The sequence below is a fragment of the Prevotella sp. AM42-24 genome (assembly GCF_003461825.1).
Lineage (GTDB): Bacteria > Bacteroidota > Bacteroidia > Bacteroidales > Bacteroidaceae > Prevotella > Prevotella hominis.
The window spans coordinates 1-12,580 of record NZ_QTXV01000074.1 but is presented as its reverse complement, the minus strand read 5'-3'; the positions used below and the strand labels follow the sequence as shown (position 1 = coordinate 12,580).

Sequence of the window (12,580 nt, the reverse complement as noted above, 5' to 3'; positions counted from 1 at the left end):
GATGTGAAGCCAACATAATTGACTACGCAACATATGACCTGTTATGTTGTGCACAACATAACAAGTCGATTACCACATAGCAGCGCAGCTTAATATGATAGAAAATCATATCTGGACGGTAGACCTTTCCTGATGGCATGACAAGTTCTTTTTGTCTTGCCACATAAGCAAATCCTTGCCCTAACTCTAACAGAAACTCAGTTATGTGCCTTGACAATTTCTCTTCAAACTCACGTTCGCTGTATTCTTCCTGCATCTGCATGAAGTCCAGATTATATGGACTCTTTAATACTTCCTTAGCAAGATTTCCCTGTATCGCAGGTAATTTGTCTGAAAAATTAGTGTGGGCACTTCCTACTGCCTCATATAGGTGTGAATCCAAACAGCGATTTAATGCATTTCTGCTCAAATTCTCGCTTACAACTTTGTGAATATAAAACATCGCTTCTTCTATGCTCTCTGATTTAGAGATAATTGAGATGTGATGTCCCCATGGTACATAAGCAAACACCTCTGGCATTTCCAAATCGCCAACAAGTTGTTGGCGATTTACTTGACTTGAATTATAAAAAGCATACCACTGTCTAGCATATTTAAGATTAGTATAGGAGAGACCTCTACTATGAGGAAACTCATGCTGTAAGTCCAAGCTTAGATTTTTTAAAACACTTGTTCCCCATTTTGCCTCTGCTTTCATCAGCATTATATCACGCCCAAGCGACCAATAGAAACGAAGCATGCCTTCATTGACCTTTATCGCTGCTTTTACTTGTGACTGTTTGTAACGCTTGGTCAATTCGCCAATCCACTTCTTGTATTCTGCAGAAGGTATGGATAGGTCTCTGTTTACGAATATTGGTTGTTCTGTTTCTTTATTTGCCATTATTTTTCTTTTTTGCTGTTGAAATTTAGAAAAGCAATGACAACATTGCTTTTCTGAATTTGTGAGACGCCGTCTCACAAATCTTGTCATTCATCAATTTTCACATTTATCCCCAAGATACGCTGTATCTCCGCCAATGTTTTATCAATTTCATGATCAAGAGCCTTGCGCTTCTTGAAATAGTCGGCAAGCAGTTCGGCAGGAGGCAAGATTTCTTCATCCTCTTTCGGGAACTTACACAAGTCGAAGTTGCAGTCGGAATCTATCAGTTCCTTAACAGGATAGCAACGAGATTTCTCGTCACCATCAGCAATAATAATCTCCTTACGGTCGTTCCACCACTCACGGATTGGGTTGCAATGTTCCGATTTCATGGACTTTGTCTTGGAGAAATGCTTGTAACCCTCTGGCATATCCAAACGATAGAACCATGTTTCCTTTGTAGAATAGCCCTCTGGAGCACCCTCCGCACAGGTGTTGTCGAAGAACAAAATATTCGTGGCTATCGAAGTGTAAGGTGCAAAGATACTGCCAGGCAAACGGATAATGGTATGCAAGTTGAAATCTCTGAGCAGCTTGGTCTTGATGGCTATCTTTGTGTTGTCCGCTCCAAACAGGAAACCGTCTGGAACAATGACCGCTGCACGACCATTCTTCTTCAGTCGGTACATGATAAGCACCATGAAGAGGTCGGCAGTCTCGCTACTGCGCATATCAGAAGGGAAATGTGACTTGACATCCGACTTCTCGTTCCCACCGTATGGTGGGTTCATCAACACAACATCAAACTTGTCTCCGTCTGTATAGTTGAGTACATCTTTTGTAAGCGAATTGTCGTGATACACCATTGGCGTGTCAATACCATGCAGCAACAGGTTTGTCACACATAGCATATACGGGAATTGCTTCTTCTCAATGCCAAATACAGACTGATTGTACTCTTTGCGGTCTTCAGCAGTCTTTACCTTCTTGTCCAATTCACCCAACCAACTTGTGATGAAACCTCCTGTACCACAAGCGAAGTCTGCCATTTTCTCACCAATCTGCGGATTGACTATCTCTGCCATAAATTCGGTCAAGGCTCTTGGGGTGTAGAACTCACCAGAGGAACCTGCCGACTGCATTTCTTTGAGGATTGTCTCGTATATCTCACCGAAAGCATGACTTTCCTCATAGTCACCAAGGTTCAAACCATCAATCACATTCAGTACTTGACGAAGTTGAACTCCATCTTTCATATATTGGTTGGCATCCTCAAATGTGGTCTTTACAATCGCCTGACGGATAGGAGTTGTTGGTGTTACCTCTATGTTTTTGAGTTCCACAAACAATGTGTTGTTGACAAACGAAAGCAGCTCATCACCAGTCAAGGCATTACCGCTTCCATCGTCATGCGCCCAGTTACGCCAACGGCATTCTTCTGGAATAATAGACTTGTAATCATCATCGTCCAACTCCCAATCATTCTCTTTCTCGTCATAGACTTTCAAGAACAGCATCCACGCCATTTGTTCTATGCGTTGCGCATCACCGTTGATACCGGCATCATTGCGCATGATATTGCGTACTCGTTTTACGAAATTTGATAAACTCATATTTTGTTTCACTTTGTGCATCTTTTCTCGCCACGACATAGTCCAAGCAAGCTTGGCTCTGTTCGTTTGGCTTTTCGAAAAGATTCTATTTTTATGCTATATTATATATTGTCTGCTCCAACTCCTTTACCGCCTTCAGATAATCTCTCTTCCCACCGAAGAACTTTACGATATTTGCCTTTGAGCCAAATCGGCGGAAAGGATCGTTTTCAAGCACAGTAAGACTTTCAAGTTCTGAAATGCCTTCTTCCATGTACTTCTCCAACAAAGCCTCAAGTACCAGTCGTGCCTGTTCACCATACTTGGTGAATATATCACGCTTTTTCACTTGCTCAGCACGTTCCCGCCTCGTCAGGGTCTTCTTGCCGTATGCGATATGACAGATGAAATCAAAATCATCCACATTGCTCATTTCCTGTGAAGTCTTTAAATCCGCAAGGTCTATACCTCTTTCTTTCAGCATATCCGCAATGTCTGATTTTTTCTTTAATTCATTCCATTTGGAGGTAAAAGTATCAATGGTAGCAAACGAATCAAGGATATTCTTCTTCGTATAGTCGGTAATGCTCTCCGTGCGAAGCAGCTTGCCATCGGCATCGTAAACGGACACTACCTTATTGACAACCATCACTTGGCATCCATCCTTATCAACAACCGGTTTTGAGTGTGTAACTGGTGCATTTGCCGTGGACGGAGGAGTGTCAGTATCATCTGGAAATGTGCGTGGATCCGTTTCGTTTGGTTTTGCAGGATAGTTTGGGTCTATCTCTATCGGTCCATCCCAATCGGGGTCTGCAAACAAGCGTGTCACGTTGCGGAAATCCATCACTGTGAAGTATGTCTTTCCTTCTTTCTCACGAAGACGAGTACCACGACCGATAATCTGCTTAAACTCTGTCATGGAGCCAATCTGCTGGTCAAGTACTATCAGCTTTACCATCTTGCAATCCACACCGGTAGAGAGCAGTTTGCTGGTTGTTGCAATCACAGGATATTCTGAAGATACTGAAATAAAATAATCCAGTTTGCCTTTTCCATACTCATCGCTACCTGTTATGCGAACCACATAGTCGGGATGTTTCTTGCACATATCGGAATTGGCATTGGTCAATGCCACACGCATGCATTCAGCGTGATCTTCATTGGCACAGAATACTATGGTCTTAGCCATGCGATCTGTACTTTTCAGATAGTTGGTTATCTCTTGCGCAACTTCCCTTATGCGGTCTTCTATAACAATGTTATAATCATAGTCGCTGTTGTTATAAATGCGGTCTTCTATCTCGTTGCCGTTTATATCCTTTTGTCCCTTTGTCGGTCTCCATTCATCACCGATGTTCGTAGTGATGTTGATTACCTTGAAAGGAGCAAGGAAACCGTCTTCTATGCCATTTTTGAGGCTATAAGTATAGACAGGCTCTCCAAAATAACTGATACTTGACTGGTACTTTGTTTCTTTTGGTGTTGCAGTCATACCTATATGAGTAGCCGAAGAAAAGTATTCCAAGATGTTTCGCCAGTTGCTATCATCCTTTGCGCTACCTCTATGACACTCATCAACGATAACAAGATCAAAATAGTCTGGATTAGGAAACAACTCCTTATAGTTCTTGGCATCATTCTGTCCAATCAACTGTTGATAGAGTGCAAAGAACACTTGATAAGAGCCCAATTCTTCCAAGTGGTTCTTGTCTTTTGAGTAGTCTATCTTGTGCGTTACCTTTTCTAATGGTTTGAAGTCCTGCTGTATGGATTGGTCAACCAATATGTTTCGGTCTGCAAGATACAACACTTTCTTCTTTAAACCACTTTTAAGTAAACGCCATACAATCTGGAATGCAGTATATGTCTTACCTGTGCCAGTTGCCATGACAAGGAGCACACGGTTTTGTCCTTTGGCAATGGCACCAACTGTGCGGTTTACAGCATTGCGCTGATAATATCGTGGCGGAAAAATGTTCTGACCTGTGCAGAAAGGCTGCTCAATGACAGATAACTCTTGCTCGTTAAGTCCATTTCCATCGTTAGCCCCATTTTTATATCTTTCGACAAGTTCTTCTTTTGTTGGAAATTCGTCCATGGCAAAAGTGCGTTCCTTGCCTGTCAAGAAGTCATGTTCGGCAAAACCTTCACCATTTGAACTGTATGCAAACTTTACATCAAGCATTTGGGCATAGGTCATGGCTTGTTGCAATCCATGAGAAACAGAATGATTGGCATCCTTTGCTTCTACAATAGCAATGGGTGTTGCCTTATTTGCATAAAGTACATAGTCGGCAAACTTCGGTTTCTCTCTATGCACAAGATTACCGTGAAGGCTAATTTTACCGTCAGTAAATTTAACCTTCTGTTCCATAAATATACTATCCTTTGACCATCCCTTGCTTGTGATGGCTTCGTTGATATAGCGGAACTTGATGTCCTCTTCTGTTAAATCTTTGCTTATGCCCATATTCAAATAATATTTTATTATCAGAAGTTCTACAACATACTTGCTGAAATTCCCTTGCTATCTAAGACATCTTTTATCTTGTTTAGTTTCATAAATTCACCGAATTTTGCTGCAAATATACATTAAATTTTGCGATAATCATTATAAATTAAACTATTTTATTAAAATATTCCAATATAGCGATTGTTATTTCGTGTAGTTATTGTGCCTTTGCAGCAGAGCAGAGTTTTTTGACAGCAAACGTATGCATATGTTTTCATTTACATGTACCATAAGGCTATATTTTATACCATTGCAAAAATACAAATTTAATTTGAATACGCCAAACATTTCAACAGTTTTTAGTTCTAACCTCAACAAAATTGCCCATTTTTCCAATTTTTTCGCAATACCGATGGGTGACAGGGGTGACAGACCCCTCCACAAAAAAAACAGAAAACTCGTGTCACCAGCGACACCCAACAAACTGGCTCCAATAAAGGGCGCAGCAGAAAACGGTGACAGGTGACACTTTTATATACTCTTTTTTTTATGACTTACCGCGCGAAAATAGATAAAAGATTGATAATCAGAGGGAGACCTCCAAATTGGAGGGTAGTGGCTCCAATGCTTAAAAAAAAGATGAAAAGTTAGTGTCACCGACACCTTTGGCTCTCCTTTGTAAAGTTTTATTTTCCTTTTATCGAAAGGATGGTTTGGCTGGAGATTTTAAATACACAGGAAAGCCCCAACTGTTAAATATTCAAAATATTAGGTTGTTTTTTTCGCACTTTTGGGGTTCTATATAACCCCCCACCCTATCTGGCATTTTTTGATGAACTTTGCAGCATAATATTAATAATTGCAAGAAAATGGAAAAACCAAGCAAACAAAAGGGAGAAACAAAAAAAGTGCCCCCAGTTTATTCTGAAGAAAAACTGAAGGCTTTGGAGACCGCTGTTAACTGGATAAGAAACCGACAAGTATTCTTGATCCGGCAAATACAGAAAAATGATATCAGTGATAAAAAACTGCAGGAAATTGGTCATTTCGACAAAAAGTTAATTGAGAGATTTGAAACAGGAGTTATCTCTGTGATCAAGCTGATAGAAATGAAAGAAACGATTATCGCTATCCTCCATGAAAAGGACATTCAAGAGCAAGTAAACATGCATGAAAAAGGACATAGAGAGAGGGATTTTTATGCAGCCTACATGGCCCTGGAACACAATCAAACGATAGAAGAACGTGAAGAAAAAATAAACGCTTTCAAAATGACCGATAAGTTCATTCAAAGTACACACTTCGTCGAAAATACCAACATCCTGATTCAAAATGGAGACATTCATCTGAAACAGTAACAATCTTCAGACCTCAACTAATTTCCAAAATAACAATTTAACTTGGAAGCTAATGGAAGAAACCATGCCCTCACTATTTACTTCGCTCAGAAGTAGTAGCCACAAACCTCTGTCAAGCAAGAAGGAACTGGAATGGCTCATCATGCAAGACAGATTCATCCAGATTCATACGGATGACTACCGACAAATGGTAAATATCGACAGAAAAGCTGCTGATAACAAAAAGCGAAGCTCTGCTGCCATCTGTCCATCTATCCAGTTCAAACCCAATGGTAGAACGCTCGAATACTTCGGCAAACCTACCTACTGGGCCATGCTCGACTATGATCATACGCCAAGCATCATCCTGGAAGACGCCGTGGAAAAGGCTATCAAAAAGCCTACTACCATGGTTTGTTACCGCACTATCAGCGGCAGGGGATTCAGAATCCTCCTGAAATATGCGCGTCCCCCAGGCTGCACGCTCACGGAGACTGAACTGCACCGCCTCGCCATCACAAAGGCCATCAAAATCTATGATGAGCTGCTGAATCTCAATGCCGACAGACAGTGCCTCGACATGACCCGTCTCTGCGGTCTGGCGCACGATGAGAAGGCCTACTTCAACTGGGATGCGAAACCCCTACCCCTTTCGCCTGAGGAGGTAACGAAATTCTACCAGACCGTGCTGAAACCGGAGATGGAAAGGGAGAAAAAGTTGGAGACGGATAGAGCCAACGGTACTTCATCGAAAGGCAGTAGAAGCGCCAAAAAGAGTCAGGGCAGCGCATCCTCAGGGAATGCAAAAGGCAAGAAGCAGACGCAAGCGAGTACGGAGGACGTGATAGAGCAAGTGAAAAGGCTCTCTGAGGGCTGGTTCTGCCGATTTGAGCCTGGCAGCCATCACGAGTTCTGCATGCGATTTGCCACCTTCTGCTTCAACTACGGTGCTAAGAAGGAAGAACTGCTTGCCTGGATGACGGCGGAATATGGAAGCCAGTATGACGGTGTGAAAAGCATCGTGGACTGGGTGTTCAATCATACGGAAGGTTGGGGCTGCTGGCATCTCTATTCGAAGGGCGAGAAATACGGATCCAACCCGAGCATGAAGGTGCTGATGCAGTGGCTTAACACCCGATATGAGATGCATCTGAACACCGTGACCGGCATGGTGGAAATCAGGGCCTACGATACCCAGAGCGAATTCTACTATAAATGGACGGAGGTGACCGAGACCGTGGAGAATACCATCTATATGCTGATGGATATGGACGGACTGCGCACCAACAAGAAAAGACTGGAAAGCGCCATCAAGTCGGATTTCACGAAAAAGTTCAACCCCATCGAGGATTATCTCATGGGATTGCCAGAATGGAAGGAAGGCGATCCCGACTACATCGACCAGCTCTGCGAACGTATCACGGTGAAGGAGGCGCCCGAATACTATCACACCAAGAAGTACTTCAAGTATGCCTTCCGCAAATGGTTTGTGAGCATGGTATATGGCTGGGGCAGCAAGGAGATGGTGAACGAGCTGGTGCTGGTGCTCGTGGGTCGTGGCGGTATCTTCAAGACCAAATTTCTGGAAAATCTCCTGCCCAAGTGCCTCAGAAGCTACTATGCCAACGATTCTTCAGCCGACTACAAGAACAAGGATTTCCTGCAGATAACGACCAGCAAGGCGCTCATCTGTCTCGACGAGTTTGATGCCCCACATGGCAAGAATCTCAATTCCTTCAAGAGTTGTGTGACGAAGCGCAGCGTAACCATCCGTGTGCCCTACGACAAATATCCCAGTCAGCTGCTGCGCCATGCCTCTCTCTGCGGAACGAGCAACAATCGCCACGTGATATGCGAAGAGGAAGACCGCCGCTGCCTGGTATGGGAGGTGGAGAAAATCCAGAGCCCCTTCGAATATCCCATCGATCACGATCATATCTATGCCCAGGCTATATATATCGTGAAAGAACTCATCAGAAAGCGCAAGGAGGGCAAACTGAAGCAAGGTGACTGGGTGCCTTGGCTCACCTACGAGGACATGGAGAAGCAAAGAATGCACAACAGGATGTTCCTTGCCAACAGCTTCCTGGAGGAGCTCATAGCCAAGTATTTCAGGGTGCCAACAGACGGTGAACTGATGAATCCGAATATGAAATTTGCCACCTCTGCCGACATCATGGAAAAGATAGGATTCAACCCTGCCATACGAAACAACGTGACCAGTGGAGACATTCAGAACGTCATGGAAAAAATGGGATTCCGGAGATTACGCAGAAAACAAGGCAGAGGTTGGATCGTAATCGAGAAGGAAGGCTATGATATCAATCAGGAGGCGAAACTGACGATAGCAGAGAGCCAGAATGACTCAGATACGATGAGGAAATGACTCATTTAGGACTTGCAAACGACTTGTTTGGCTATCGTAAATGACTTGTTTACGGGTGCTGAATGACTTGTTTGCCTCTCCTAAATGACTTGTTTCCAGGTAGTAAATGACTTGTTTTCAGGTGGTAAATGACTTGTATCATACTAAAAATCAATCGGATATGGAAATACGTATTTATGAAAAGACAGAATTGGCTTTACTCTACTTTCCACGATCGGAAGCCAAAGTGGCGCTCAACCGTCTGAAGCGCTGGATCAAAAACAATCCTGAACTCTCTGAGGCCCTCGACGACTGCAAGGTGGGCAAATTTGCCAAGTATTACAGTCGCCATCAGGTGGAGCTGATAGTGGATTATCTGGACGAACCTTAGGATCATAATGAAGAATCTCTGAACATGAACTCTCAGAAGGAAGAAAAAGGGCTTCCGGAAAGGGATAGAAAGGGATAGAAAAGGATAGAAAGGGATAGAAAAGCATCAAAAGGGATAGAAAGGGATAAGTGAGTCAGCAGAATGTTGTATCTTTGCATTGTCATTCAGAGAGAGTGACTTAGCTGAAAACGAAGGCGAGCGCGCAGCCCTTATTGGAGGCTAACAGTTATTAACCACTTTCAATAAACAGTAATTATGATTTTATTTAAATTATCTAAAAACAAGAACCCGAAAATTCAAAAGGCGTATGGCAAGTACTATGCCCGCCCAGTAGTAACTCAAACCATCGATCTCAACGCACTCGCTGAGCACATGACCGAACACAATACGGGTTTCTCGCCCGGTGCCACCAAGGGTTTGCTCACCGACATGGTGAAGTGCATCAAGGAGTTGGTGCTCCAGGGTTTTGCAGTGAAAATCGATGACCTGGCCATCTTCTCCATCGGTCTGAAGACCAAGAAGGGTGCTGATAGTGAGGATGATTTCTCTGTGGCGAAGAACATCGAAGGCGTAAGACTCCGCGCCCGTGCTACCGGTAATCTGACCAGCAACAAGCTCGACATCCAGGCTTCCCTGAAGAATGCTTCCAACCTCCTCGCCGAGGATTCTGGCAAGACCACTACCCCATCTGGTCCTGATAGCAACGGAGGCGGTTCGGGTAACAACGATCAGAACAAAGACAACACCCAGTCTGGTGAAAACAAGGATAACACCCAGTCTGGCGGCGGAAACACTGACAACTCGCAAACAGGCGGTTCAGACGGCGGTGAGGACAACGAACTCTAACCGTCCTCACGGAGTCTTGAGAATGAATTCACAAAATTATTAACCACTTAAAATTTGAACAGAATGAAGAATGTAACATTGAAGAACGTGATCAATTTCATCATCACAGTATTGACAGCAATTGCCAGCGCTTTCTGCGTTTCCAGTTGCAGAGGATAGCGGTCCTATTCTGCTACTTACTGAATCAGGATTAACCACTATTTTTTCAGAAGGAGGGAATTGAGGAGTTATCTCCTTTTTCCTTCTCTACCAATAAAATTTAAGAGTATTAACATTTAAAACAGAAAACGGTAAAATTATGAGTAAAAACAAAAGAAATATTTCGCTGATTGTACTTCATTGCAGTGCAACGCGAGTGAATCAGAACTTCACGATAGAGCAGTTGGAAGCGTGTCATAAGGCAAGAGGTTTCCAGACTGTAGGTTATCATTACTACATCACGAAGGATGGCACGCTCTATCCGGGTCGTCCGGAGAGTCAGATGGGAGCCCACGCCAAGGGTTTCAATGCCCACAGCATCGGCATCTGCTATGAGGGCGGTCTGGACGAGCACGGTCGCTGCAAGGACACCCGCACCTTGGCCCAGAAGGTTACGATGGAGGAATTGCTCCAGAGCCTCTGCGTTGACTATCCTGATGCCGAGATTTTAGGTCATCGCGACTTGCCTGGCGTCCACAAGGAATGTCCCTGCTTCGACACCCGTGCCTGGCTCAAGGAAATCAATTTCCATATTTAGAAGGAAATCATAAAGAAGTGGGTGTATCGGAAGTCATATCCTGTACACCCATAAATGTATTTTCTTAGAAAATTATATCTCATCAAGGGACAAAATGTCAAAATACATAGTCCTTGTATGTACGTCATCTTCCTCAGGAAGTAGCGTCTTGAATCCGTTCCTTTCATAAAAAGGTATAGCTGAGATATAAGCGTCAACAGTTAGGAAACGAAATGCCGAATAACTGGCACTTTTAAATAGAAGCATTTTAAGATAATCCATAATTTTTGTATCGATACCGATATTTCTGTAGTTTTTTGAAACTGCAAAACGACCAAGCTTAATGGCTGGATAACTGCTAAAATGCTTCTCATGTGGGAAACTACGTCTGAGTTTTCTCCAAGTATTATTGGCAGCATCTGCTTTGGCAACTTTATCATTAAGTAAACTAAAATATGCTACTAAATTTTCACCATCAGTGATAAGAAAAGTATAAGCTATTCTTTTAGATAAGAAAGCTTTGGCGTCATTTAAAATAAAGTCGTTCAAATCTGCATCACCGCAGTCGAACGACTTTATAATAGTATCTTTCGTTAATCTAATCAGTTCCATATTTTTTAAATGCAAACTTTTACAGCCTTAAGAAATGCAGAGCATCCCTCTTCTACTTTTTTTCTGTTAGCCATTCTTTCCTCTCTGGTCATGTTTTCGACACGCTGCATTTCTTCTTCAAATTTACGAGCAGCTTCGCCATAGAGAATAGGCGTTTCTTTGATAGGTCTTGCCATATTTATATTCCTCCTATTATTAAAAATTATGATTCAGTTGCAAATGTACGATTAAAATCTGAAACCGCAAAGATTTTGAATGTTTTTTTTGAAAAAATAATCATTCGAATCAGACAGAATAAAAAAAGTGATGACGTTTCAATATTTTTATTTATCTTTGCGGTTGTAAATCATTTATTACTTATCAGATTAAGAAAAAACCTTTTCGCAAGAAGAACTTATATAGATAGAGATTTTCAATATTATAACTTTAATAAAAAGAAAAAGCATGATGAAAAAATTTACTTTTTAAACGGTCGCTTGGGAGAATCCAATTGAAGCTGGCTCATTTTTCAACCGAATCAAGATCAGCAATTGTACCTTGTATGTTCCTCAGGGAACCAAAGAGGCTTATGCAAATGCTGACGTCTGGAAAGACTTTGGAAACATCATTGAGTATGATGCGACAGGTATTGACAAGGTGACAAACCGCAGCGATGTGAAGGAAATCTCCCGCTATTCTCTCAACGGACAGCGAGTAACCTCTCCTACCAAGGGCGTGAATATCGTGGTATATAGCGATGGCAGCATCAAGAAAGTTGCCGTTCAATAATCAAAATAGAAAATCAGTGTTACTCTTAGTAGTAGCACTGATTTTTTTTGCTCATTACATTCTTGAATGGTGGAACAAAGACAAGTCTTTAGCAAGGAAGCAACTGAATGATGGCGTAGCTATCCCTCACTTATCGTTTCGGAGGATACAAGGCTAAACTGCATGAAGAAGTGGATACTTCGAGATTTGGAATATAAAATGGATGCTCCACTCTAACAGATGAAGAATGATAAACTCTCATATTAATTCAACACTCCTTTCTCCCTCATATAATCAGTGAGGTCTTCCATCAAATATTCCTTACCAAAAGTATGGAGCACATCATAACTTGATACAATATACCCATTCAGTATACCAGATGTCTTCAATCTTTCGTATACATCCCTAGCATTCAGTCCTAATCGACGAGACAAGTTACCAATACAATACGTTGCGAAACTACTGTATCTTTATCCATACATCAATTGCTTTTTGTCATTCATCATATCTACGCTTCTTCCTCTTTTATTTTTCCAATGTAGAGTCCACTTTAAAAAGTGGTTTCGTTTAAAAGTTTAACATACATTCGTTCTTTGACATTTTGTAGTAACTACTCTTTTACCTTTGCACCCAGAATCAAGTAACATGGATTTGG

At 42.2% G+C, this 12,580-nt stretch carries 12 protein-coding genes and 1 pseudogene; 7 read left to right on the top strand and 6 right to left on the bottom strand.

The window, feature by feature from the left end; all coding sequences use genetic code 11:
* Positions 1–22: 22 nt before the first annotated feature.
* The 3 genes from DW917_RS14620 to hsdR form a co-directional block, all read right to left on the bottom strand.
* Positions 23–883 carry a PDDEXK nuclease domain-containing protein gene (locus tag DW917_RS14620; protein WP_158570192.1) on the bottom strand — a complete coding sequence of 287 codons (861 nt, stop codon included), beginning with the start codon at positions 881–883 and terminating at the stop codon, positions 23–25.
* Positions 884–969: 86 nt separating this feature from the next.
* On the bottom strand, positions 970–2,478 hold the full coding sequence (locus DW917_RS14615; protein WP_118119871.1) for a class I SAM-dependent DNA methyltransferase: 1,509 nt from the start codon (positions 2,476–2,478) through the stop codon (positions 970–972).
* Between the two features lie 91 nt (positions 2,479–2,569).
* Positions 2,570–4,930: an EcoAI/FtnUII family type I restriction enzme subunit R gene (hsdR, locus tag DW917_RS14610; RefSeq protein ID WP_118119867.1), complete on the bottom strand. Its 2,361-nt coding sequence runs from the start codon at positions 4,928–4,930 to the stop codon at positions 2,570–2,572.
* Between the two features lie 851 nt (positions 4,931–5,781).
* Here hsdR and DW917_RS14600 point away from each other — a divergent pair.
* From DW917_RS14600 to DW917_RS14580, 6 genes are all read left to right on the top strand, one after another.
* Positions 5,782–6,270 (top strand): hypothetical protein, encoded by a 489-nt coding sequence (locus DW917_RS14600; protein WP_118119864.1) that lies wholly within the window; start codon positions 5,782–5,784, stop codon positions 6,268–6,270.
* A gap of 52 nt (positions 6,271–6,322) precedes the next feature.
* Positions 6,323–8,635: a BT4734/BF3469 family protein gene (locus tag DW917_RS14595; RefSeq protein WP_118119862.1), complete on the top strand. Its 2,313-nt coding sequence runs from the start codon at positions 6,323–6,325 to the stop codon at positions 8,633–8,635.
* A 160-nt stretch (positions 8,636–8,795) separates the two neighbouring features.
* Entirely contained in the window at positions 8,796–9,005 is a 210-nt protein-coding gene (locus DW917_RS14590) for a DUF4248 domain-containing protein (RefSeq protein ID WP_022110161.1), read from the top strand.
* Positions 9,006–9,260: 255 nt separating this feature from the next.
* A complete protein-coding gene (locus DW917_RS14585) occupies positions 9,261–9,851 on the top strand; it encodes a DNA-binding protein (protein ID WP_118119858.1) in 591 nt (196 codons plus the stop codon).
* A 63-nt stretch (positions 9,852–9,914) separates the two neighbouring features.
* Positions 9,915–10,010: a smalltalk protein gene (locus DW917_RS17315; protein WP_158570188.1), complete on the top strand. Its 96-nt coding sequence runs from the start codon at positions 9,915–9,917 to the stop codon at positions 10,008–10,010.
* 139 nt (positions 10,011–10,149) lie between these two features.
* Positions 10,150–10,587 carry an N-acetylmuramoyl-L-alanine amidase gene (locus tag DW917_RS14580; protein WP_118119856.1) on the top strand — a complete coding sequence of 146 codons (438 nt, stop codon included), beginning with the start codon at positions 10,150–10,152 and terminating at the stop codon, positions 10,585–10,587.
* A 72-nt stretch (positions 10,588–10,659) separates the two neighbouring features.
* Here DW917_RS14580 and DW917_RS14575 read toward each other — a convergent pair whose 3' ends face one another.
* Positions 10,660–11,178, bottom strand: coding sequence for a GNAT family N-acetyltransferase (locus tag DW917_RS14575; RefSeq protein ID WP_118119854.1), 519 nt, complete (start codon positions 11,176–11,178; stop codon positions 10,660–10,662).
* 5 nt (positions 11,179–11,183) lie between these two features.
* Positions 11,184–11,354 (bottom strand): hypothetical protein, encoded by a 171-nt coding sequence (locus tag DW917_RS17310; protein ID WP_158570185.1) that lies wholly within the window; start codon positions 11,352–11,354, stop codon positions 11,184–11,186.
* Positions 11,355–11,715: 361 nt separating this feature from the next.
* Between DW917_RS17310 and DW917_RS14570 the strand changes: the two genes are divergently transcribed.
* A complete protein-coding gene (locus DW917_RS14570; RefSeq protein WP_118119852.1) occupies positions 11,716–11,946 on the top strand; it encodes a hypothetical protein in 231 nt (76 codons plus the stop codon).
* 242 nt (positions 11,947–12,188) lie between these two features.
* On the opposite strand, the pseudogene DW917_RS14565 reads toward DW917_RS14570, so the two are convergent.
* Positions 12,189–12,371: pseudogene (locus tag DW917_RS14565) on the bottom strand (DUF3791 domain-containing protein); the annotation flags it as partial.
* Positions 12,372–12,580: the final 209 nt, after the last annotated feature.